The organism is Granulicella sibirica (genome assembly GCF_004115155.1).
GTDB classification, from domain to species: domain Bacteria; phylum Acidobacteriota; class Terriglobia; order Terriglobales; family Acidobacteriaceae; genus Edaphobacter; species Edaphobacter sibiricus.
Genome location: NZ_RDSM01000002.1, coordinates 794,322 through 816,636 on the forward strand (window position 1 = coordinate 794,322; position 22,315 = coordinate 816,636).

The 22,315-nt window shown below is 61.5% G+C and carries 16 protein-coding genes; 9 read left to right on the forward strand and 7 right to left on the reverse strand.

Going from position 1 to position 22,315, the window contains the following annotated elements:
* Positions 1 to 78 precede the first annotated feature (78 nt).
* Positions 79 to 1,203 carry a catalase family protein gene (locus GRAN_RS14140; protein ID WP_128913646.1) on the forward strand — a complete coding sequence of 375 codons (1,125 nt, stop codon included), beginning with the start codon at positions 79 to 81 and terminating at the stop codon, positions 1,201 to 1,203.
* Positions 1,204 to 1,352: 149 nt separating this feature from the next.
* On the opposite strand, the gene GRAN_RS14145 is transcribed toward GRAN_RS14140, so the two are convergent.
* Positions 1,353 to 2,453 (reverse strand): toll/interleukin-1 receptor domain-containing protein, encoded by a 1,101-nt coding sequence (locus GRAN_RS14145; protein ID WP_161570978.1) that lies wholly within the window; start codon positions 2,451 to 2,453, stop codon positions 1,353 to 1,355.
* Between the two features lie 206 nt (positions 2,454 to 2,659).
* On the opposite strand from GRAN_RS14145, the gene GRAN_RS14150 reads away from it, so the two are divergent.
* A complete protein-coding gene (locus GRAN_RS14150; RefSeq protein ID WP_128913648.1) occupies positions 2,660 to 2,809 on the forward strand; it encodes a DUF3309 family protein in 150 nt (49 codons plus the stop codon).
* 95 nt (positions 2,810 to 2,904) lie between these two features.
* Here GRAN_RS14150 and ribA read toward each other — a convergent pair whose 3' ends face one another.
* The 3 genes from ribA to GRAN_RS14165 all read right to left on the reverse strand — a co-directional run bounded on the left by ribA (position 2,905) and on the right by GRAN_RS14165 (position 6,761).
* Positions 2,905 to 3,543: a GTP cyclohydrolase II gene (gene ribA / locus GRAN_RS14155; protein ID WP_128913649.1), complete on the reverse strand. Its 639-nt coding sequence runs from the start codon at positions 3,541 to 3,543 to the stop codon at positions 2,905 to 2,907.
* Between the two features lie 105 nt (positions 3,544 to 3,648).
* Positions 3,649 to 5,163: a M16 family metallopeptidase gene (locus GRAN_RS14160; protein WP_128913650.1), complete on the reverse strand. Its 1,515-nt coding sequence runs from the start codon at positions 5,161 to 5,163 to the stop codon at positions 3,649 to 3,651.
* A gap of 23 nt (positions 5,164 to 5,186) precedes the next feature.
* A complete protein-coding gene (locus GRAN_RS14165; protein ID WP_241654618.1) occupies positions 5,187 to 6,761 on the reverse strand; it encodes a M16 family metallopeptidase in 1,575 nt (524 codons plus the stop codon).
* A gap of 176 nt (positions 6,762 to 6,937) precedes the next feature.
* On the opposite strand from GRAN_RS14165, the gene GRAN_RS14170 reads away from it, so the two are divergent.
* The 5 genes from GRAN_RS14170 to GRAN_RS14190 all read left to right on the forward strand — a co-directional run bounded on the left by GRAN_RS14170 (position 6,938) and on the right by GRAN_RS14190 (position 16,948).
* Positions 6,938 to 9,424 (forward strand): 3-hydroxyacyl-CoA dehydrogenase/enoyl-CoA hydratase family protein, encoded by a 2,487-nt coding sequence (locus GRAN_RS14170; RefSeq protein ID WP_128913651.1) that lies wholly within the window; start codon positions 6,938 to 6,940, stop codon positions 9,422 to 9,424.
* Positions 9,425 to 9,441: 17 nt separating this feature from the next.
* Positions 9,442 to 10,638, forward strand: a complete 1,197-nt coding sequence (locus tag GRAN_RS14175; protein ID WP_128913652.1) for an acetyl-CoA C-acyltransferase — start codon at positions 9,442 to 9,444, stop codon at positions 10,636 to 10,638.
* A gap of 42 nt (positions 10,639 to 10,680) precedes the next feature.
* Complete coding sequence (locus GRAN_RS14180) at positions 10,681 to 11,082, forward strand: hypothetical protein (protein ID WP_128913653.1); 402 nt, start codon at positions 10,681 to 10,683, stop codon at positions 11,080 to 11,082.
* A gap of 189 nt (positions 11,083 to 11,271) precedes the next feature.
* Complete coding sequence (locus GRAN_RS14185) at positions 11,272 to 13,098, forward strand: acyl-CoA dehydrogenase family protein (RefSeq protein ID WP_128913654.1); 1,827 nt, start codon at positions 11,272 to 11,274, stop codon at positions 13,096 to 13,098.
* A gap of 88 nt (positions 13,099 to 13,186) precedes the next feature.
* Positions 13,187 to 16,948 carry an Ig-like domain repeat protein gene (locus GRAN_RS14190; RefSeq protein ID WP_128913655.1) on the forward strand — a complete coding sequence of 1,254 codons (3,762 nt, stop codon included), beginning with the start codon at positions 13,187 to 13,189 and terminating at the stop codon, positions 16,946 to 16,948.
* A 10-nt stretch (positions 16,949 to 16,958) separates the two neighbouring features.
* Here GRAN_RS14190 and ppk1 read toward each other — a convergent pair whose 3' ends face one another.
* Positions 16,959 to 19,205 carry a polyphosphate kinase 1 gene (ppk1, locus tag GRAN_RS14195; RefSeq protein WP_128913656.1) on the reverse strand — a complete coding sequence of 749 codons (2,247 nt, stop codon included), beginning with the start codon at positions 19,203 to 19,205 and terminating at the stop codon, positions 16,959 to 16,961.
* Positions 19,206 to 19,367: 162 nt separating this feature from the next.
* On the opposite strand from ppk1, the gene GRAN_RS14200 reads away from it, so the two are divergent.
* Both GRAN_RS14200 and GRAN_RS14205 read left to right on the forward strand, forming a co-directional pair.
* On the forward strand, positions 19,368 to 20,696 hold the full coding sequence (locus GRAN_RS14200) for a sugar MFS transporter (RefSeq protein WP_128913657.1): 1,329 nt from the start codon (positions 19,368 to 19,370) through the stop codon (positions 20,694 to 20,696).
* 112 nt (positions 20,697 to 20,808) lie between these two features.
* Positions 20,809 to 21,135, forward strand: a complete 327-nt coding sequence (locus tag GRAN_RS14205) for a hypothetical protein (RefSeq protein WP_128913658.1) — start codon at positions 20,809 to 20,811, stop codon at positions 21,133 to 21,135.
* Between the two features lie 68 nt (positions 21,136 to 21,203).
* Here the strand turns inward: GRAN_RS14205 and GRAN_RS14210 are convergent, their stop codons facing one another.
* Together GRAN_RS14210 and GRAN_RS14215 are read right to left on the reverse strand one after the other, a co-directional pair.
* Positions 21,204 to 21,569: a hypothetical protein gene (locus GRAN_RS14210; protein WP_128913659.1), complete on the reverse strand. Its 366-nt coding sequence runs from the start codon at positions 21,567 to 21,569 to the stop codon at positions 21,204 to 21,206.
* Between the two features lie 35 nt (positions 21,570 to 21,604).
* Positions 21,605 to 22,258 carry an RNA polymerase sigma factor gene (locus GRAN_RS14215; protein ID WP_128913660.1) on the reverse strand — a complete coding sequence of 218 codons (654 nt, stop codon included), beginning with the start codon at positions 22,256 to 22,258 and terminating at the stop codon, positions 21,605 to 21,607.
* Positions 22,259 to 22,315 lie beyond the last annotated feature (57 nt).

The following is a 22,315-nucleotide window of genomic DNA, read 5'->3' on the forward strand; positions in this document are numbered from 1 at the left end:
TTTTCTGGCGGCATAAGCGGAAGGCTGATAGTTTGAGCATCCTACGATGTGCGGCAACCAGCCACAAGGAACCACCCCATGTCTGAGGGAACAACAAGCTATCTTCCCTTTTCGCCTGCTCTCGAGAAGGCCGCCCCGGATGAGCATGTGATTTTCGATGAGCTTTCCCGCACGATGCAACACATCACCCGGACGATGGCGAGCCACTACCGTCATGCATATCGGCCAGTGCATGCCAAGTCTCATGGTGTCCTGGTTGGGATGCTCGAGGTGCCGCCGGATTTGCCGGAACCTCTGGCGCAGGGACTCTTTGCGAAGGCGGGGGCGCATCCTGTGATCCTGCGGTTTTCGACCAACCCGGGCGATCTGCTGGCGGATAACGTCTCGAGTCCGCGCGGACTTGCGGTGAAGGTGCTGAAGGTTGAAGGCGAGAAGCTCCCGAACCACGTGGGAAATGACACTCAGGATTTCGTGTGCGTGAATGCGAATGCATTTTCGGCCCCCGATCCTAAGGGGTTCCTGGAGCAGATCAAGCTGTTCGACAGGACGCTCGCGGTCTCGGAAGGCGTGAAGCATGCAGTTTCGGTGTCTGCGCGGGCGACGAATGCGGTGTTGAAGGCGGTGCACCTTCCGTCGGCAACGCTCGAGGGGATTGGGGCTCCGGCAACGCATATTCTCGGGGAGAGTTTTTCGACGGTGGCTCCGCTCCGGTATGGGAACTATGTCGCCAAGATCGGATTTGCGCCGAGCTCCGAGAGTCTGAAGAAGCTGACGGGTGAGTCAGTCGACCTGGGGGCCGACTACAACGCGCTGCAGGAGTTGATTGAAATCTTCTTCCGCCACCGAAGCGCCGTCTGGGATGTCCGGGTGCAGCTTGCCTTGGCGGAGGATCCCAAGCTGGACGAGAAGGATAAGGACTTCCCCATTGAGAAGGCAGACGTGGCCTGGCCGGAGGAGAAGAGTCCGTGGCAGACGGTGGGAAGGATGACCGTGACGCAGCAGCGGAGCTATTCGGATGCACGTCAGCTTTTTGTGGATGAGCAGATGTCGTTCAGCCCTTGGCATGGGCTCGCGGCGCATCAGCCTCTTGGAGGGATTATGCGGGCGAGGCTGAAGGCTTACGAAGAGGCGAAGAAGTTCCGGGCACAGCGCAATGCGCGGGTCATTGCGGAGCCGAAGTCGATCGATGAGATCCCGGCGTAGGGATGGAACTACAGACCAGATTCCGTTAGGGGGGAATGACGACCAGATTGGCAACGCCAAGCAACGACAAAAACGGATTCGGATTACGCCGTTCGGCTCCCACTTGAGGTGCGCCGAAGGTGGGGGACGAGTTTATAGAGGAGCGAAACCTAACTGCCAGTCGCTCTGGCAAAGGTATAGGTGAGGGCTTTGCCGGGTGGATGGGTGCCGGCGTCCTGGTAGGAGTTTGTGATGGTGACGCCAAGGCCATCCGCGGATGGCTCGAGCGTGAGCGTGGCGGACCGTTCGAGCTGGACTTCCTGTGGGTTGTTTCTTAGCTGGTATGCGCTGGTCACGGCCTTCGAGCCGTCGACTATTGCGGGTTGCGTGCCCCAATCGCAGGGCCCGGCCTCGCACTTTCCGTAGGCATGCACGAGCATCTGGCTTCCGCCGTTGCTTACGACGAGCCGCAGGAGCGAGTCCTTAGGAGTTAGCTGCGCTGTGTTCTGCCAGCGGCCGATGAACGGGGTCAAGGCGGCAGATTCGGGGGCGGGCGGGGTGACCGGCGCAGGTGCGGGGACGGGCGAAGGGGCGGTTTGCGCGGGCTGCTGAGAGTGATGCGTGGCGGCGAAGACGCCCGCGCCTACAGCTAGCAGTACAGCTACAGCGATGCCGGCGAAGAGGGGTGTGCGGGATTTTGCTGAGGCGGACTCGTCTGGTTGTGGGGGTTGCGGTGGGGGAAGCTGGACGGGGACTGTGGCGTGAATTGGCTCTGTCTCGTGCTCCTTTGCTACGTGGACGTAGCTTCGGAGGGCTTCGACGAGGAGGGCAACGTCCGAGTTCCAGCGGGCGTGCGTGAGCTCGACGCTGTTGCGGTAGGAAAAGTCCTTGAGGTTCTCGGGCAGGACGTCAGCCGAGGGCATCTTGGCTTCGTGAACGAGTACGGGAATGACGGGGACATTGCGAGTGAGGGCGGAGGCGATCTCCAGGCGCACGAAGTCATTGTCGTTTTCGAGCCGGTGATTGCCCTGAGCGTCGGTGATGGAGGCCCAGTGGGGGCCGACGATGGCGAGGAGGACGCCACAACTTGCGACGTTCTGGTCGATGGCCTTCCGGAAGTCGGATCCTGGCTGTATACCGGCGACGTCCATGAAGACGCTCTTTTCGTCGAAGGCGCGGACGAGGTCGTCGAAGAGGCGGCCCGCCTCGCCTTCCGCGTCGTCCCGACGGTAGCTGATGAAGATGGCGCGGCCTGTGGTCTCGGGTGGCATCGTGCGCTCCTGAGACAGCATAGGCACAGGACCTTCTTTCGGCAACCCGGAATTTTAGCGACGAGTGGACAAGGCGTGTTACCCGGAGTTGCGCGTGGTCATGGGGGCAAGTTACTTTTTGCGATCTTGTCTCTAGAAGCAACGGTTTTCCTGTTGCGGGACTCACAGCTATAGATCGCGGAGGAGGTTCGCCGCTTGGAGATCTTATGCTTCTGCTTCTGGTTATTTTGATTCTCGTCTTCGGGTTTGGCGGCTACCGCATGGGACCTGGGCTTGGCTACTACGGCGGCGGTGGGCTTAGTCTTATTCTTACGATCGTGCTGATTCTGTTTCTGTTGAAGGTGGTTAATATCTAAGTTCACTTATCGCGCAACTGAAAAAGGCTGACCTTTTAGGTCAGCCTTTTCTACTTCGGGAATCTCGCCCAGACACAAAAGCAAGGGCGACGGATTTATAGGACGAGGTGACCCATCTTTTCGCGCTTGGTTTGGAGGTACTGGGCGTTGGTTGGGGCGGAGGGGACCGTTGCGGAAAGACGCTCGACGACCTGGATTCCGGCCAGCTCGAGAGCTTCGACCTTTTCGGGGTTATTGGTGATGAGGCGGACGGCAGTGAGGCCGAGCGAAGATAGGATCGCCGCAGGAAGCTCGAAATGACGGCAGTCAGCGGCGTAGCCTAGTTCCAGGTTTGCCTCGATCGTGTCGCGCCCGTGGTCCTGGAGCTCGTAAGCGCGAAGCTTGGCCATGAGACCGATGCCGCGTCCTTCCTGCTGCTCGTAGAGAAGGATGCCGGTGCCTTCAGCGGCGATCATGTCGAGTGCCTGATGCAGCTGCTGCTGACAGTCGCAGCGGAGCGAGTGGAAGACGTCGCCGGTGAGGCACTGGGAGTGGATACGGACAATGGGCGGGGCGGCGTGGATGTCTCCCATGACGAGGGCGACGGCGGACTCGATGCGTGTGGCGGGGGCAGGGAGATCAACGTTGCAGGGAATGGGATTGGCGACGACGCCTTCGAAGCCCAGGATGCGGAAGTGTCCCCAGGCGGTGGGGAAGTCGGCATCGGCTAATTTTGTTACGGACTGGAAAGGCATGGCTCCATTATAGATTCCGAGGGGTGGGGATTGGATTCATGCCCGGCAAGCTGCTTTGGGGGCCCACACCTCAAAAGCGAGATGTGGGGCACCCTTACTTGATGGCTATTCGGCGTCCGGTTTGGGAATCGTGGCCTTGATGGGTGGGGGCGGGATGGTGATGTCGACGTTGGTGACGGCACCTAGCGAGGAGAGAGGCGTGCCGAATTCCTTGCCGTTGCCGACGACGACGATGGCAAGTTTGGAGGCGTCGATGTACTTGTTGGCGACGCGAGTGACGTCGGCGGGTGTGACCTTTTCGATGCCGTCCTTGTAGCGCTCGAGGAAGTCGGGCGGGTAGCCGTAGAGGGCGAGGGTGACCTGTTCGGCGAGGGTCTTGTCGCGGGAGTCGTAGTGGAAGATGAAGGAGTTGAGAACCTGGTCCTTGGCGTTCTTCAGTTCGGTGGCGGTGGGGGGGACGGTTTTGAGGCGGCCGATCTCGTCGAGCATGGCTTTACTGGCGGCGACTGTGCTGGAGCTCTTGGTGGCGGCTTCGACGAGGAAGAGGCCGGGGTGATCGTAGGAAGCGCCGTAGCTTCCGCTGACCGAGTAGGCGAGGCCGAGGCGGGTGCGGACGGCCTGGAAGACGCGGGACCCGAAGCCGCCCGAGAAGATCTCGTTCATGACGCTGAGGGCGTAGTAGTCGGGGTTGCGGCGCTCGGTGCCGAGCCCGACGAGGATGACGTTGGACTGATCGACGTCGGTCTTGTCGACGAAGTAGACACCCGGTTTCGGCTCGGGGAAGTTGTCGGCGAGAGCGGGAAAGGCGTCGCCCTTGGGCATGGAGCCGAAGGCAGCGCGGAGCTTGGTCTCCATTGCGGCGGAGTCGAAGTCGCCGTCGAGGGCGACGATCATGTTGTTGGCGACGATGGTGTGATCGTGCCAGGCGGCGAGGTCGTCGATCTTGACGGCTTCGACGGTGGCGAACTCGGTCTCGCGGCCGTAGGGGTTGTTCTTGCCGTAGGCGAGCTGGACGGCCTGACGGCTGGCGATCCCTGCCGCGTCGTCATTGCGGCGGGCGATGCCGGTTTCGGCCTGGCGTTTGGCGAGGGCGAGCTTGTCGGCCTTGAAGGCCGGGTGGAGGAGGAGGTCGAGCGAAGACGCGAAGACGCTGTCGAAGTCTTCCTTGAGCGAGGACCAGCGGATAGAGGTGGTGGCGAGGCCTCCGCCGGTTTCGATGGTGGCGGCTTTGCGGGCGAGCTGCTCATCGAGAGCGTCGCCGGAGATGGTGGCGGTGCCGCTGGTGCGCCAGGCCTGGCCGTAGAGCGAGACGAGGCCGACCTTGTCGGCGGGCTCATTGCGTGCGCCGCCCTTGATAAGGATGGAGCCGTCGATGAAGGGGAGCTCGTGGTCTTCCTGGAGGAAGATGGTGAGGCCGTTGTCGAGGACGATCTTTTTGGGCTGGCTGGGCTTGAAGTCGTGGAGGGGCGGGATGGGAATCTTCTGCCAGGGTCTGGACGAGGTGGCTGCCGGCTTGGGTGCGGCTGGCTTATCGGCCGAATTCTCATCCTGGGCGAAGGCGGACAGGGTGAGGCACGCCGCGAGTGCCAGGGCGAACCCGGAGTGCTTCAACTTGCTCATCGATACCTTTGCTAATTCTCTCTTCACTGGGCGGCTCCGCTGGTCTTTTCCGGTGTTTCGGCTGAGGTTCCGGCGGGGGGCGCGGCGAACTCGATGCGGGCGGTGGTGCGGTTGCTGTCGACGAAGATCTTGTTGGCGACGCGGCGGATGTCGGCCTTGGTGACGGCGTCGTCCTTGGCCTGCTCGCGGAACATCTCGCGCCAGTCGCCGAATTTGGTCTGGTAGTCGGCGAGCTGGTTGGCGAGGCCGGAGTTATCGGCGAGGCCGCGGAGCCGGTCGGCTCGGGAGCGGGTCTTGAACATCGCGAGCTCGTCGTCGGAGACCTCTTCGGTCTTCAGGCGATCGATCTCCTTGTGGATGGCCTTGGCGATCTCGTCGGTAGTGTGACCGGGTAACGGAACGCCGTAGACGGCGAAGAGTCCGGGATACTTGTCTCCAGGGAAGCCGCTGAAGCCCTGGGCGGTGGCGGCGATGCGCTGGTCGCGGACGAGGGAGCGGTAGAGTCGGGCGGTCCGGCCGTTGGAGAAGATGTCGGTGATGGCGTCGTAGACCGCATCGTCAGGATCGCGGTAGTCGGGGCGGTGGTAGCCCTCGATGTAGAAGGGCTGCGACTGGTCGTGGATGAGAACGGTCTTTTCGGCGATCTGCGGGGGCTCGACGGTGGTCATCGGCTCGGGCTTGGGGCCGGCGGGGATGTTGCTGAAGTACTTCTCGAGAATGGGGAGGGTGGTGGAGGCTTTGACGTCGCCTACTACGGCGATGACGATGTTGGCAGGGACGTAATACTTCTTGTGGAAGGCGGCGGCTTCAGTCGCGGTGACCTGGCTGATCTCGCTCTCCCAGCCGACGGTGGGGCGGCCATAGGGGTGAGCGACGTAGGCGGAGGAGAGGAACTGCTCGATCATGCGGCCGGTGGGGGAGGAGTCGGTGCGCATGCGGCGCTCTTCCTGGACGACGTCGCGCTCCTTGTAGAACTCACGCTCGACGGGCTCGCCGATGCGGCTCGACTCCATGTAGGCCCAGAGCTCGAGGCGGTTGGAGGGCATGCTCCAGAAGTACTGGGTGGAGTCTTCGCCAGTGGAGGCGTTGAGGCCCTCGGCTCCGTTCTGCTCGGCGATCTGGGGGAAGGCGTTGGGGACGACGTACTTCTCGGCCTCGGCGGTGGAGCCGTCGAAGACTTTCTTGAGCTGCTCGAGCTTTTTAGGATCCTGGCCGACGCGCTTGCGGTACTCGGCGTCGTAGGCGGCGTAGGCGACTTCTACCTTGGCGAGGGCGACCTTTTCGGCGGGGTAGTTGGTGGTGCCAATCTCGGTGGTGCCCTTGAAGGCCATGTGCTCGAACATGTGGGCAAGACCGCTGGCGCCCTGGGGGTCGTCGGCCGATCCGGCGTCGACCATGGTGAAGTAGCTGAAGACGGGGGCTTCGGGGCGCTCGCAAAGGATGAGGGTGAGTCCGTTGGGGAGGACCTTGACGGTGGTGCGCTTCTCAAAGCTGGCGAGATCCTGGGCGCGGAGGGTGATGGGCGAGGCCGCAAGAAGGACCCCAAGGGACGCCACACCCGCGAACCGGCGCAGCGACAAACCGTGATGCTTGAGCAAAGAGACGACCTCCGAGCAATAACCTGTTAACCATAACGGATCGAGGTGGAGAAGGTAAGCGCGATATCTTCGCGAAACGTTCACTTGACGAAATGAATGACCATTCAGTAGAGTCGTGCCGTTCGGGATGTCTGCCGGACGAGGCTTGTTTTCTGCTTCAGGAGAGTCCGGAGATCATGTCGAACGCAATACACCCGCAACCGCACGACATCCGCAAGGTCGCCGTGCTCGGCGCTGGAACCATGGGCTCACGGATCGCCGCGCATGTCGCGAATGCCGGGCTGCCGGTGGTGCTGCTGGATATCGTGCCTCCAGGTGTCGGTGCGGATGCAGCCAAGGCCGAGCGGAATAAGTTTGTGCTGGCCGCGCTCGATGGGTTGAAGAAGTCGAAGCCCGCGGCTTTCTATACGCCGGATGCGGCGGGCAAGATCGCTACGGGCAACTTTGAGGATGATCTTGGGCTGATCGCGGATTGCGACTGGATTATCGAAGTCGTCGCCGAGAATCTCGAGATCAAGCGAGGGCTGCTGGAGAAGGTGCAGAAGCATCGGCGGGCGGGGTCGATCATTACCTCCAATACTTCGGGGTTGCCGATTGCGAAGATCGTCGAAGGAATGCCGGATGACCTGCGGCATCACTGGTTCGGGACACACTTCTTCAATCCGCCACGGTACATGCGGCTGCTGGAGATTATCCCGACCGACGAGTCTTCGGCGGAGGACATTGCGGCGATTTCGCACTTTGGCGATCAGAGGTTGGGGAAGGCGATTGTGCCTTCGCATGACACGCCGAACTTTATCGCGAACCGGATCGGGACGTTCTCGATGGGGAATGCGATCCGGCTGATGCAGGCGCAGGGGCTGACGATCGAGGAGGTCGACGCATTGACGGGCGCGCCGCTGGGGTGGCCGAAGACGGGGACGTTCCGGCTTGGGGACCTGGTGGGCGTGGATGTGCTTGCGCATGTGGCCTCGAACTTCGCGGCGCAGGCGGAGAAGATCGGCGACGAACGGCAGGATGTGGTGCTGGCTTCGTTCATCGCGAAGATGCTCGAGAAGAAGTGGCTCGGGGATAAGGCGAAGCAGGGGTTCTACAAGAAGGAAGGGAAGGATAAAGACGGTCGGGATCTGCGGCACGTGCTGGACTGGCAAACGCTGGATTACAAGCCTTCGATGAGGCCGAAGTTTGCGGCGCTGGAGATGGCGAAGAACGTGGAGCGGACGACGGCTCGGATACCGCAGTTGCTGCATGCGGATGCCGGGTCGGATAAGGCGGCAGCGTTTTACTGGCCTCTGCTGACGGAGCTGTTTACATACTCGGCGAACCGGGTGGCGGCGGATGGGTCCCAGCCTGCCGACACGATCGTCGAGATCGACCAGGCGATGAAGACGGGGTTCAACTGGGAGCTTGGGCCGTTCGAGATGTTTGACGCGGCAGGGATGAAGGCGACGACGGAGCGGATGCGGGCGGCGGGGGCTCCGGTGGCAGAGAATACGGAGAAGCTGCTGGCCTATGCCGAGGCCAATGGGGTTGAGGCTTCGTGGTATGTCGACGACGTCTCGGTGGCTTCAGGGCGACGGTACTTCGATCCGTTTACGGGTAGCTACAAGCCTGTGCTTGTGGCCGATGGGGTTTCTTCGCTGGCTGCGGTGAAGAAGAGCCATGGCGTCTTCAAGAAGAACGCCGGGGCTTCGGTTGTCGACCTTGGCGATGGAGTGGCGGCGATCGAGCTGCACTCGAAGATGAATGCGCTGGGCGGAGATATCGTCTCGCTGATCCTGCAGACGCTCAAGCCGGGGTCGGAGGCGGTGGCGAATTTTTCCTCATTTGTGATTACCGGGGATTCGACGAACTTCTCGGTTGGCGCGAACCTCATGCAGCTTCTGCTCTCCGTGCAGGAAGAGGAGTGGGATGAGGTCGAGATGATGGTGAAGCAGTTTCAGAACATGACGCAGGCGATCCGGTTCTGTCCTCGGCCGGTGGTGGTTGCGCCTTATGGGATGTGCCTGGGTGGGGGCGTGGAGATATCGCTGCATGCAGCCGCGCGGCAGCCGCATGCAGAGCTATATATGGGGCTGGTGGAGACAGGCGTGGGGCTGATTCCGGCGGGCGGTGGATGCAAGGAGATGACGATCAAGAGTATCGAGGCGGGGGCCAGTATTCGTCCGGATGCTCGTGGGGAGGGCGTCGAGATCTTCGAGGCGCTGAAGAAGAACTTCGAAACGATTGCGATGGCGAAGGTTTCTACTTCGGCGGCCGAGGCTCGGGGGCTTGGGTTTTTGAAGGCTTCAGACCTGATCACGATTAACCGGGAGCGCTTGCTGACGGATGCGAAGGCAAGGGCAATGGGGATTGCGGAGGCGGGGTATAGTGCGCCGGTGGTGCAGATGGCGATTCCGGCTCCAGGGGAGAATGCCCTGGCTACGTTGAAGCTGGCGGTTTGGACGATGCGTCAGGGGGCGTTCATCTCGGAGCATGACGCGAAGATTGCCAACTGGGTGGCTTATGCGCTTTGTGGCGGGAAGGTGACGCCGGGCACTCCTGTCAGCGAGCAGTATCTGCTGGACCTGGAGCGGGAGGCGTTTCTGAGTCTGTGCGGGGAGAAGAAGACGCAGGAGCGGATTGCCTTTACGTTGAAGACGGGGAAGCCGTTGCGGAACTAGTTGGGATTGAGGGTTCTATGAATGATGTGGTGATTGTTTCGGCAGTGCGAACGGCGGTGGGCAAGGCTCCCCGGGGGACGTTGAGGACGACGCGTCCGGATGACCTGGCGGCGGTTGCGATCGAGGGGACGCTCGCCCGGGTTCCGCAACTGGATAAGGCGGAGATCGAGGATGTCATCCTTGGGTGTGCGATGCCTGAGGGTGAGCAGGGGATGAACGTCGCGAAGATCGCGAGCTTTCGGGCGGGGCTTCCTTTTACGACTTCGGCGATGACGGTGAATCGGTACTGTGCTTCGGGGTTGCAGTCGATTGCGATTGCGGCGGACCGGATCCGCGGGGGGAGCGCGGATGTGATTCTTGCCGGCGGGACGGAGAGCATGTCGTTTGTGCCGTTCGGCGGGAACAAGATCTCGGTGAACCCGTGGCTGGTGGAGAACTATCCGGGGTCGTATATGTCGATGGGGCTGACGGCGGAGCGGGTGGCGGCGCACTACGGGATTACCCGGGAGGCTATGGATCAGTTCTCGTTTGAGAGCCATCAGAAGGCGCTGGCGGCGCAGGCTGAGGGGCGGTTTGACGATGAGATTGTGCCGGTCGAGGTTACGAATGCGATTCCCGATTATGACGGGAAGAGCAGGAAGGTTCGGGTGAAGCCTACGTCTTCTATCTTCGCGAAGGATGAGGGGCCGCGGGCCGATACGTCGCTCGAGGCGCTGGCGCGGCTGAAGCCGGTGTTTCATGCGAAGGGGACGGTGACGGCGGGGAACTCGTCGCAGACGTCGGATGGGGCGGCGGCGGCGATTGTGATGTCGGCGCGGCGGGCGGAGGAACTGGGTATTCCGGCGATGGCTCGGTTTATCGCGTTTGCGTATGCGGGGTGCGATCCGGAGGAGATGGGGATCGGGCCGATTCATGCGATTCCTAAGGCGCTGAAGATGGCTGGTTTGACGCTGGACGATATTGGGGTGATTGAGCTGAATGAGGCGTTCGCGGCGCAGTCCTTAGCTGTCATCAAGGTGCTTGGGATCGATCCTGCTCGGCTGAATGTGAATGGCGGGGCGATTGCGCTTGGGCATCCGCTTGGGTGCACGGGGGCTAAGTTGACGGCTACTTTGCTGAGGGAGATGCCGAGGCGGGGGGCTAAGTATGGGATGGTGACGATGTGTGTTGGGGGTGGGATGGGGGCGGCTGGGATCTTTGAGGCGGTGAACTGATGCTGGACCTGAAAACAAGATGGCCTGTTCGGGGTGGTGCCGATGAATGAGAAGTTCTCAGCGACGGATCAGGGAGGACAGCAGACCCGTTCTGTTGATGAATTTCCCGAACTGGCCCGCATTGCTCGTCGCCAACTCTTTGTCATCCGCTCGTACAAGGCAATCGCGTTAGCTCCTTTTTGCTTGTTTCTCTTCATCGTTTTGAAGCTTGCTCCAAATGCTGGAGGGCGAGGCTGGGATGCACTCATCTTCTTTACCCTTGGATGGGCGATGTTCGTGGCTGGCGTGGCTTTTCGCTACACCTTTTGGGGCTTCGATTGTCCTTCATGCGAGAAGCGCTTTGGGATGGGTCCAGATTGCCGCACTTGCAGCTTTCCGAGACACGCGCCCATCGCGGGTGGCGGGATTTCAGAACTGAATCTGTTTGGTAAAGGTGAAGAGTAGCGAAACACCAGTAATCCACGGTGCCCAAGAGGGTACCTCAGCGGCTAAAGCCGCTGCCCATGGGCAGCGTCATGGCACGGCTGAAGCCGTGCCCTTAAGCAAGACGCAAGTCTTCGCAGGCACCTAAAGCTATCCGCTTGGCTAGAAAGCTTAGAAACATCTTCAAATTTGTTTTTCAGGAGTCACACCATGGCCGCTTCCACTACCCTCCCGCCTGAAGTAACGACCATCAAGCCGCAGACTGTCCGCATTCCCGGTGGTGCCTTTCTTATCACCGATGCGAAGCCTGACGATTGCATCTTTCCGGAAGACTTCACGGAAGAGCAGAGGCAGATTGCTGAGACTACGGCTGACTTCGCCAACAACGAGATCGTGCCGATGTCGGATGCGATCGAGGAGAAGGACTTCTCGGTTACGCGTCGGTTGCTTAAGGAGGCGGCGGAGCTTGGGCTTACTTCGATCGATATTCCTGAGGAGTATGGGGGGCTTGAGCTGGATAAGATGAGCTCGGCGATTGTGGCGGAGAATATCTCGCGGCAGGGGTCGTTCTCGGTGGCGTTCTCGGCGCATACGGGAATTGGAACGCTTCCTCTGGTTTGGTACGGGACGGCGGAGCAGAAGGCGAAGTATCTGCCGCGGATCGCATCGGGTGAGATTATTTCGGCTTATGCGCTTTCGGAGTCGACCTCGGGGTCGGATGCGGTGAGTGCGCGGTGCCGGGCGGTGCTGAGTGAGGATGGCTCGACCTACACGCTCAACGGCGAGAAGATGTGGATTACGAATGGCGGGATCGCGGATCTTTATACCGTCTTTGCGCGGTGTGCGGTGCCGGGGGAAGACAAGGAAAAGCTGACGGCGTTTCTGATCGAGCGGGGGACGTCGGGGTTTACGAATGGCAATGAGGAGCACAAGCTGGGGATTCGCGGGTCGTCGACGACGCCGCTGATCCTGACGGACTGCGTGATTCCGGCGGGGAACCTGCTTGGCGAGGTCGGTAAAGGGCACCACATTGCGTTCAACATTTTGAATGTCGGGCGGTACAAGCTGGGGAATGCGGCGGTGGGTGGGGCGCACCGGTCGCTCGATAACGGGATCAAGTATGCGATCGACCGGAAGGCGTTCGGGAAGTCGATCTCCGAGTTTGGTCTGATCCAGGAGAAGATCGCGAACTCGGCGGTGGGGATCTTTGCGGGCGGGGCGGTGTGCTACCGGACGGTGGGGCTGATCGACCAGGCGCTTGCGGGCGTGGATAAGAACGATACGAAGGCGATTCAGAAACAGATCGAGAGCTATGCGGTGGAGTGCTCGATTGTGAAGGTGTGGGCGTCGGAGATGCTGGATTACGTGGTCGACGAGACGCTGCAGATCTTCGCGGGGTATGGGTATGTGGAGGAGTATCCGGCGGCGCGGGCTTATCGGGATGCGCGGATCAACCGTATCTTTGAAGGCACGAATGAGATCAATCGGCTGATCATTACGGGGTGGCTGATGAAGTCGGCCATGACGGGCAAGCTGGCGTTGATGCCTGCGATCAAGAACCTGATGGACGAGGTGATGGCGGGGCCGATCGAGAAGGAAGAGCGCGAGGGGCCGTTGGCGGAGGAGTTCGACCTGCTTGCTTCGGCGAAGAAGACGGCGTTGTTCGCGGCTGGGGTTGCCACGCAGAAGTACATGCAGGCGATGGCGGACGAGCAGGAGGTGATGGGGGCGATCGCGGACATGATCATCGAGGTGTTCGCGATGGAGTCGACGCTGCTGCGGGCGCAGAAGATTGTGGACGGCAAGAAGCTGAAGAGTGAGATCCCCGTCGCGATGGCGAAGCTGTATGCGGCGAAGGCGATGGATGTGATCGAGCTTGCGGCGCGGAAGGTGGTTGCGGCGGCGGCCGAGGGGGATATGCTGCGGACGCAGATGACGATTCTGCGCAGGCTGGCGAAGCATGATCCGGTGGATACGATCGCGTTGCGACGGCAGGTGGCGAAGCATGTAATCAATGCCGGGCGGTATACGCTTTAGCGCGGTTAAGCCTGAACCAAGGTTGCACCGTGCCAGGTGCTTTCCGGGTTGCCTTCTGTAGGACGCTCTGTAAGGATCAGGGGGTCCTATGGCAAACCTGTCCGGCCCTTCGAGGTTCTCCCCAGCCTTCTTGCGGCTCTACTTCGTCTTCTTGCTGATGACGCTTCCGGCGTTGAGCCGCGCGCAGCGGGTGACGCTGCAAACGCGTGCGGTACAGGCGGGTGGCGAGTTTGTCGATGCCGGGGCGGCTCCGGCGTCGCAGCCAATGACGCTTACGGTGCGGCTTGCGATTCCGGCGGATCGCGCTGCTGCCCTGAAGCAGAGGCTTTTGGATCAGCAGGACAGTGCCTCGCCGGAGTATCGGCGGTGGTTGACGCCTACTGAGTTTGGCGTGAGCTTTGGGGCAACGGATGCGCAATTGGCGGCGGCTACGGCGTGGCTGCAAAGCCAGTCGTTGACTGTGTCCGGGGCGTCGGCGGCTCGGACTACTCTAACGGTGACCGGGACGGCTGGCCAGGTGCAGGCGGCGTTCGCGGTGTCGCTGCGCCAGCTTCAGCGGGGGACGGGGACTTTCTTCGCCAATGCGACGCAGCCTTCTCTTCCAGTCGATGCGGCTACTTTGATCGCTGGAGTTTCGGGGCTGGATGATGTGCCTTCGGCTGTTGGTTTTGGGAGCGACGCTTCAGCGGATCCCGTTGCGGCCATCGCGGGGGTGCTGGATGCGAATAGCTCGTCGATTCTGATTTTTGCTGGTACGGCTTGCAGTGCGGACATGGCGCAGGCTGATGTGGATACTTACACGGCGTTGCTGCGACAGGCCAATGCTCAGGGAGTAACGGTGCTTGCGGCGAATGGCTGTACTGCTTCGGGGCAGGGGTTTCCGGCTGGTTTATCGGAGGGGACCGGGGTCGCGCTTTCGGGCGGGACAGCTTTCATTGCGGGAACTTCGACGGAGACGAGGCCAGCCTGGCAGGTCGCTCCTGGATTGCCGGCGGACGGGTTCCGGTATGCTCCCGATCTTGCGGTCAACAGCCTCGATGCGTTTGCGAGGACGGTGACGACGCTGGTGCAGCAGGCAGGGACGCGGCTCGGCAACATCAACGAAACGCTGTACCGGCTGGGACCTGTTCCGGGGCTGTACACGCAGGCGGATGGTGCCGCGGCGGGCACGTGGGAGACGGCGACCGGGCTTGGGCTGGTTGACCTGGCGAAGCTGCTGACGGTGTTTCCGCATGGGACGGGGCAGAGCTATACGTCGTTGACCTCGTCGGCTTACTCGGCGGTGCATGGGACGAGCATCACGCTGAGTTCGACCGTGACAACCGGGACGGGCGGCGCCACGCCGACGGGAACGGTGACGTTTGCGACCTCTGCCGGGGTAACGCTTGGGTCATCGCCCCTGGTGAACGGAACGGCGAGTTATTCGACTGCTACGCTGCCGGGCGGCATGACGACCGTCGTGGCGAACTATTCGGGCGATGGAACCTATGCGACGTCGGTGAGCCCCTCGGCCGGGATCTTTGTGCAGCCGGAAGCCTCGGTGTTGTCGGCCGTGGTGAGCACGGGGAATGTCGTCGGTGGGATGTATACGGTCGCGGTCACGGATAGCGCGGGCTCCGGCGTGGGGGTGCCGGCGGGGACGATTACCGTGATCCTCTCGGGGACCTCGTCGAGCTATATGGGGACGCTGGCGCCGGCGGGGGCGAGCTCGTCGATGGCAACGATCTCGATTCCGGCAGCGACGGTGGGGACAGCGACATTGTCGATCAACTGCTCGGGCGATGCGAGCTATAGCTGCGGGAATGTGCTGACGAAGACGGTGACGATCGGGAAGGCGACCCCGACGCTCGGGGTCTCCTATACGCCCGACCCGCCGGTGTCGGGGGCGTCGATCTCATTTACGGCCACGCTGGCGGCGGTTGGGACAGCTCCGGTACCGACGGGCAATGTGAGCTTCTTCGACGGGACCACGACGATCAATGCGGGCAAGTTGGCGAACGGGACGGTGACGGTCTCGGGGACGGATATTACGGTGGCGACGCATAGCATCTCGGCCACGTATGACGGGGATGCGAACTATCTGTCGGTGTCGGAGACCGGAGCTACCTCGGCAGGGACGACGGCTACAACGACAGCGCTGACGAGCAGTTCGGCGATTGCGAATGGGACCAACATCACGTTTACCGCGGTGGTGGCACCGAGCGCGATAGCTTCGACGGCACCCACCGGCATGGTGAGCTTTTACGACGGGACAACGCTCCTTGGCACAGGTGTGTTGACTTCGAACATGGCCACCTATGCCACGGCAGCTCTCGATCAGACAACGACTCACACCATCACTGCCGTGTATTCGGGCGACACGCTGTACAAGGGGAGCACGTCTGCGGTGCTTGTGATCGCGAGTGGCTCGACCTCGTCGACGGCGGTGACGGGCACGCTTGCGGCCAGCATCCTTCCCGTCTCGGCGGCTTATAACAGCACGGCTGTGGTGACTGCCGCGGTGACGATTCCATCTGGGAGCACGCTGCCTGCTGGGAGCATGGTCACAGCGCAAATCACGGGGCTGACAGGGACGTATAAGGGCGAGCTTGTGGCCTCGACGGCGACTACGGCAACAGCGGCGATCTCGGTTCCTGTCCCGATTCCCGGGATGTATTCGGTCGCGGTGAGCTGCGTAGCGACGTCTGCGTTTGTCTGCAGCAATGCCCCAAGCGTTTCGTTGACCGCGAACAAAGGCGTAAGCGTGACCACTTTGGTGGAGGCTCCGCCGCTTGCGCTCGCGGGGCAGAGTATTACGCTGACCGCTACAGTTGCTGCTTCAACGGCAAGCACGCCGCTGACGGTCGCGGCTACGGGGATGGTGACGTTCTACGACGCGGGCGTGTCGATTGGTATGGGGACGCTCAGCGCCACGGGCGTGGCGACGCTTGCCACGACGGTTGGCACAGGCACGACTCACCTGTATACGGCGACGTATGCGGGGGATACTAACTACCTGACGAGCACGTCGACCGGGGTGAGTCTTACTCCTGCGGCGGTCGCTCCTACGATCGTCCTGTCTTCGAGCGCGGCTTCCACGCTGGCCGGGCTGAATGTGGTGTTGTCGGCGCAGGTGGTTGGGCCGGATGCGGCGGCAGCGATACCGACAGGGATGGTCAGCTTCTACGACACGTCGAGCGGGAGCCCGGTTCTGCTGGGGACGGCTGCGCTTGCGCCGAACGCTTCCGGCTCCGCGGCCGCTACGTTCTCCAGCAACGGTCTGGCGGATGGGACGCATACGATCTACGCGATCTATTCGGGTGATGCCTCGTATCTCACGGTCACCTCGGCGATGATCACCGTAGCCGTTTCGGACTACAACGTGGGCTTTACGCCGCAGACGCTCAGCTTGCTGCAGGGCGCTACGGGGTCGGTCACGGTGCCTGTGACGGCGGTGGGGACGTTCCAGGGTACGGTCTCATTTGCGTGCACGCCTCCGGCGGGTACGGAGACGACATGCAGCTTCAGTCCAGCGACGCTGAACGGTGTGGGACAGGCGACGCTGACGATCACGACGACAGCTCCGGCCGGCCCGGCGGCTATGCGAGCGGTGGTTGGGACGTTCGTGGCAGTGCTGGTGTTCTTCGGGGTTCCGGGCAGGAAGCGCCGGAGGCTGGGGTCACTTCTGGTGCTGGCACTTGGGATTTGCCTGACATCTGGCCTTGGGTGCGGGGATGGGACAAAGGTGAATGCGGGCGCGGATGCGGGGAGCCCGCTTGGGACCACCTTCTTTGCGATCACCGCTGCTGGTACGGATGGCGGAAACACGGTGCGCCATACGTACCAGTTCCAGGTGACGATTCACGACTAGGGCGGGGCGTCTAGCTCGCTGGCTGAGGTTCCAACTCGGCAGGCTCTTCTTCCTGTGCGGCTGGCTTCTCCGCCTTCTTCGCGGAGTGTTTTACCTTCTGCTCAGCCTTCTTGTCAGCCTTCTTCGCCGCGATCTTCGCGGGGATCTCGGTGATCTCCTCGGAGGCGAGAGCCATCAGATACTCCTGCGCGGAGAAGGGATGGTGGCCATTCTTCGTGGGGCGGGTGTAGATCCCGTCCGGTTGGAGGATGCGGGCCTTGAGGTTGTCCTTGAGGTAGGCACCCAGAATCTCTTCGCGGAGGCGCTTGGCGAGGTGCTTGTCAAGGACGGGGAAGAGAACCTCGCAGCGCTCGTAGAGGTTGCGAGGCATCCAGTCGGCGCTGCCGCAGAAAATCTCGTCGTTGCCACCATTCTTGAAGGAGAAGATGCGGCTGTGCTCGAGGAAACGTCCGACAACGGACCTGACACGGATGGTCTCACTGAGACCTTTGACGCCGGGACGCAGAGAGCACATGCCGCGAATGATGAGATCGATGGGTACGCCTGCCTGTGAGGCGGTGTACATCGCCTCGACGGTCTTGCGGTCGAGCAGGGCGTTCATCTTGGCGACGATGCCGCTTGGGCGACCGGCGCGGGCGTGCTCGGTCTCGCGGTGGATGAGGTCGATGACCTCGCCGGCCATGGTGAGGGGTGCGACGAGGAGAGGCTTGTAGGTCTGGCCGTCGGCCTCGGCGGTCAGGTAACGGAAGACAGACTGGACAGCCGCCGTGATTTCGGGATTTGAGGTCAGGAGGCTGATGTCCGTATAGAACCGCGCGGTGACCGGGTTGTAGTTGCCGGTGCCGAGGTGGGCGTAGCGCCGGGTCTTTCCATCGGGATCGCGGCGCACGAGAAGGGCGAGTTTGCAGTGCGTCTTGAGGCCGAAGATGCCGTGGAAGACGCCGACGCCGGCGTCCTCGAGATCGCGGGCCCAGCGAATATTCGAGGCCTCGTCGAAGCGGGCCATCAGCTCGATGACGACCGTCACATCCTTGCTCTGCGCGGCTTCGGTCAGGGCTCGGAACATGGGCGAGTCAGCGCTCGTGCGGTAGAGCGTCTGCTTCATCGAGACGACGGAGGGATCGACCGCTGCGGACTCGACGAAACCTTCTACCGTCTCGTAGCTGTCGAAGGGGTGGTGCAGCATGATGTCGTGCTGACGCAGCTCGTCGAAGATGTCCATGGACTTCTTGCTGAGTTTGAATTTCTTTGACTTGAAGACCGGGTACTTGAGCGAGGCACAGTTCGCGGCGCTGTAGAGGTTCATCAGGCGCGAAAGGTTGACCGGGCCTTCCATCTGGAAGACCTGCCAGGGATCGAGCTCGAAGTTGGTGCGCAGGCGCTCGATGATCTCGGGCATCGCGGTCGTTTCGATCTCGAGCCGGACGGCGTCGCCCTTGCGGCGGTTGTGCAACTCGGCGCGAACGCTTTCGAGAACCGAGCGCGACTCTTCTTCCTGCATATACAGATTGCTGTTGCGGGTAACGCGGAAAGCGGAGCTTCCCATGACCTCGTATCCCCGGAACATGCGAGCCACCTGGCTCTCGATCATCTCGTGAAGGAACATGAAGTCGAGGTGGCCATCGGTCGAGGGGAGAGCCACGACGCGCGGGAGCGAGCGCGGTACGGTGACGACGCCGAGCATCGTCATCGTGTTGCCTTTGCGCTTGTGACGGAGAAGAAGGGCGATGCAGAGCGCCTTGTTGAGAACACGGGGGAAGGGGTGCGACGGGTCGATCGTGACGGGCGTCAGGATCGGATCGACTTCATTCTCGTAGAACGATTCGGCATGCTCAAGCTGCGTTTCGTTGAGCTCGGACCAGCGGAGGAAACGGATCTTCTCGGCCTTGAGCGCGGGCAGGAGCTTTTCGTTCCAGCAGGCGTACTGGGCGGCGACGAAGTCCTGCAGCATGGCGGAGAGGAGATCGAGGCGCTCGGTGAGGGTCAGACCGCCTTCGTCGGGAGCCTGGGCCTCGTTGTGGCCCTCCTCGATGCGCTGAAGCAGTGAGGCCACGCGGATCTCAACAAACTCGTCGAGATTGCTCGCGGTGATGGCCAGGAACTTGACGCGTTCGAGCAGGGGATTGGTCGCGTCCTGCGCCTCTTCGAGGACTCTCTGGTTGAAACGCAGCCACGACTCGTCGCGGCCAAAGAACAGGCTTGCCGGAACGCTTTTCTGGGGGACCTTCTTCGCGGGGGTCTGTCGTCTAGTCGTCATATGGGTAGACAGAGACTACCTCAGCTATGTTAACGTCCCGGGACATCGTTAGGAGAAGAGCCTTCGAAACTGTTTCGGTGGATGGCGATAGCCTAACCATTCCACGGTGGTATAGGATCGTCACAATCTTAACGGCACGTAAAAGAGGGGCTTCTTCGACGTATGGCAATCGCAAATCCGCAAGGAACAAGAATTTCCTCTTACACACCGAACGAAACAAACTACAGTGCGATGGCGATGGTCTCCACCTTGTTCTTCATGTGGGGATTCTGCACTGTACTGAATGATGTGCTGATTCCGCACCTGCAAACGATCTTCGCGCTGAGCTACGTGCAGGCATCGCTGATCCAGCTTGCGTTCTTCAGTTCCTACTTTATCTTTGCGCAGCCTGCGGGCAAGTTGGTTGAGGTTGTGGGCTACCAGCGCAGCATGGTGATCGGGTTGATCACGATGGGCGTGGGCGCGCTGCTGTTTATTCCGGCCGCAACGACCGTGACCTATGCCCTCTTTCTCGCCGCGCAGGTGGTTCTGGCCGCTGGTGTGACGGTGCTGCAGGTTGCGGCGAACCCATACGTCACCATCCTTGGGCCGCCCGAGACAGCCTCGAGCCGATTGAACCTGACGCAGGCGTTCAACACGCTTGGCGATACCGTCGCTCCCTGGTTTGGCAGCATCCTTATCCTTGGCGGAACGGCAGCGGCCGTAAAGCATGCTGCTGCCGTCCACGGGGCGGAACTAACGCGCGCCCAGCAGGCGGCCAGCGTAAAGCTTCCTTATTACGTTCTGGCTGGCATTCTGATCCTGCTCGCGGTTGCGATTGCGCTCTATAAGTTTCCCCGGCTCGAAGTGACGAAAGACTTTCGTCCCGGCGAACTGGGCGGCGGCAAGGGCGACAGCGTCTGGAACCATCCGCACCTTTACCTCGGTGCCATCGCGATCTTCATCTACGTTGGCGCTGAGGTTTCGATCGGCAGCTTCCTGGTGAAGTATCTTGCCGATCCCACGATTGCTGGCTTGAGCCTCGAGGCTGGAGCGAAGCTGGTGGCGTTCTATTGGGGCGGCATGATGGTCGGGCGGTTCATCGGTTCCGCGCTCATGCAGAAGATCTCAGCCCCAAAGCTGCTCGTGTTGAGCGGCGTTGGCGCGGCGGTGCTCGTTGGCTGCTCATTGTTTGGGACCGGGCAGTTCGCCGAGGTTACGATCCTGGCAGTCGGCTTGTTCAACTCAATCATGTTCCCCACGATCTTTACCCTGGCCGTCGCGGAGCTTGGTCCGCTGACCGGTCGCGGTTCAGGGCTCGTGGTGCAGGGCATCGTTGGCGGCGCCGTGATTCCTGTGTTCATGGGTTACTGCGCGGATCATTACGGCATCCATCGGTCGCTTCTGCTTCCGTTCGTTTGCTACTTCTTCATCATCTTTTACGGCCTGCGCGGGTATCGCATCTCGCCATCGGAGCCGACGAGCCATCTCGAAGCGGTCCCGGGGAGCTAAGACAAGCCCGCAGTTGCCCGGCGATCACGAAATAACCGCCAGATACGCAAACAGTTTGACCGGTTTCGCGGATACCATGGAAGAACATCACTAAGTGATTGAGGAGAAACACATGCAGCTTCGTACTTTCGGCGGATTCGTTCTCGCTACGGCTATTACCTTCGGGCTTTCCGTTTCTGCCCACGCCCAGACCGCCGGCCAGGACATGCACGCCGCCGGCCACGACACCAAGGACGCTGCAGTCGACACCGGCCACGCGACCAAGAAGGCAGCCGTGAAGACCGGCCACGGAACCAAGAAGGTCTATCACAAGACTGTTCATGGAACGAAGACCGTCGGCAAGGATGTCGGTCACGGAACCAAGGTCGGCGCTGAGAAGACCGCGCACGGCACCGAGAACCTTGGCGATAAGATCGCCGGCAAGCCGGCCATTCACTAAGCTTTACTGGTCTCTGGAAGACGAGGTGGCCTCGACCCTTGCGGGTTGAGGCCACTTTTGTTTGCGCGTCAGGCGTTTCCGGGGAAGAGACGGCTGCCGAGCCAGAGGCCGAGCGCGAGCAACTGGAGCAGAAGGATCGACTGGATCAAAAGAAGCGGACTGAAGCCGTGGGTCTGCGACGCGAGTGCAGGGGATAAATAAAGGGTGAGTGCCGCGAGAACGATCAGGCTCGCCCAGGCCGCGTTGCGGCCATAGTGCGGGGTATGTTGCTGGTGGGTGGGCAGCATCGCCGAAGACGCTGCGGCCGGGCTCAACGCTCGGGCGCGCAGAGCCATGCGCGCGGCGAAGTCGGCCGGGATCATCGGCGCAGGCTTGGACTCGAGCGCTTCGAGGACCTTGCGGTCGAGATCGGGTTGAAAGGTGGAACCGGGCATCTGGGGCGTCTCGTCTAGCGGGTTGCTGGTTTTGGTTATTTGGCGACTATCTTCGGAATGAGTGTTGGGAGCTTCCATGACTTGGCTTCGGTTCTCCTTTCCTGAGCTTTGCCGCCCATGCGGGCGCGGACGAGGTCGCCGAGCTTCTGGCGTCCGCGATGAAGATGAGTGCGGACGGTCCCGATCGGCAGGTTCAGCGTGAGCGCGATGTGCTCATAGCTGCACTCTTCCTGATGATAAAGGACGAGCACGGCGCGCTCCGGTTCGGAGAGCTGCTGGAGGCCGAGGTCGACGGCTTCCAGCACCTGGGCATGGGAGAGTTGCTGCTCTGCGTTCGGCGAGGTGTGCGGGAGGGTTTCGATGAAGGTGGGATCGTCCTCGTCTTCGTCGGGGTTGTAGGCGGGAGTGAAGAGGTACGCGCGATCCTTGCGGCGGCGCTTCCACTCGTCCTGGGCGACGTTGACGATGATGCGGTAGAGGTAGGTGGAGAGCTTGGCGTCTCCCTGGAAGTGCTGCAGGCCGCGGTAGAGGCGCAGGAAGACCTCCTGCGCGAGATCCTCGACGCGGTCGTTGGCTCCGGTGAGCCGCAGGAGTGTCCGAAAGACCAGCGCCTGGTGCTCGCGAACGATGCCTTCGAAGTCCTGCACGGGTTGGAGAGCGGTCTGCAAGTTGGGTAGGACCGTGAACATGGGGAAAAGTTTCAGCGATTATTTTTGAAACTTACCGGAAGGAGTTCGGTCTTAGGC

Coding starts and splice junctions, on each gene's coding strand:
- GRAN_RS14200 (WP_128913657.1), top strand. CDS start 19,368: ATGGCAATCGCAAATCCGCAAGGAACAAGAATTTCCTCTTACACACCG.
- GRAN_RS14210 (WP_128913659.1), bottom strand. CDS start 21,569: ATGCCCGGTTCCACCTTTCAACCCGATCTCGACCGCAAGGTCCTCGAA.
- ppk1 (WP_128913656.1), bottom strand. CDS start 19,205: ATGACGACTAGACGACAGACCCCCGCGAAGAAGGTCCCCCAGAAAAGC.
- GRAN_RS14205 (WP_128913658.1), top strand. CDS start 20,809: ATGCAGCTTCGTACTTTCGGCGGATTCGTTCTCGCTACGGCTATTACC.
- GRAN_RS14185 (WP_128913654.1), top strand. CDS start 11,272: ATGGCCGCTTCCACTACCCTCCCGCCTGAAGTAACGACCATCAAGCCG.
- ribA (WP_128913649.1), bottom strand. CDS start 3,543: ATGCCTTTCCAGTCCGTAACAAAATTAGCCGATGCCGACTTCCCCACC.
- GRAN_RS14160 (WP_128913650.1), bottom strand. CDS start 5,163: ATGAGCAAGTTGAAGCACTCCGGGTTCGCCCTGGCACTCGCGGCGTGC.
- GRAN_RS14140 (WP_128913646.1), top strand. CDS start 79: ATGTCTGAGGGAACAACAAGCTATCTTCCCTTTTCGCCTGCTCTCGAG.
- GRAN_RS14150 (WP_128913648.1), top strand. CDS start 2,660: ATGCTTCTGCTTCTGGTTATTTTGATTCTCGTCTTCGGGTTTGGCGGC.
- GRAN_RS14145 (WP_161570978.1), bottom strand. CDS start 2,453: ATGCCACCCGAGACCACAGGCCGCGCCATCTTCATCAGCTACCGTCGG.
- GRAN_RS14170 (WP_128913651.1), top strand. CDS start 6,938: ATGTCGAACGCAATACACCCGCAACCGCACGACATCCGCAAGGTCGCC.
- GRAN_RS14180 (WP_128913653.1), top strand. CDS start 10,681: ATGAATGAGAAGTTCTCAGCGACGGATCAGGGAGGACAGCAGACCCGT.
- GRAN_RS14215 (WP_128913660.1), bottom strand. CDS start 22,258: ATGTTCACGGTCCTACCCAACTTGCAGACCGCTCTCCAACCCGTGCAG.
- GRAN_RS14190 (WP_128913655.1), top strand. CDS start 13,187: ATGGCAAACCTGTCCGGCCCTTCGAGGTTCTCCCCAGCCTTCTTGCGG.
- GRAN_RS14175 (WP_128913652.1), top strand. CDS start 9,442: ATGAATGATGTGGTGATTGTTTCGGCAGTGCGAACGGCGGTGGGCAAG.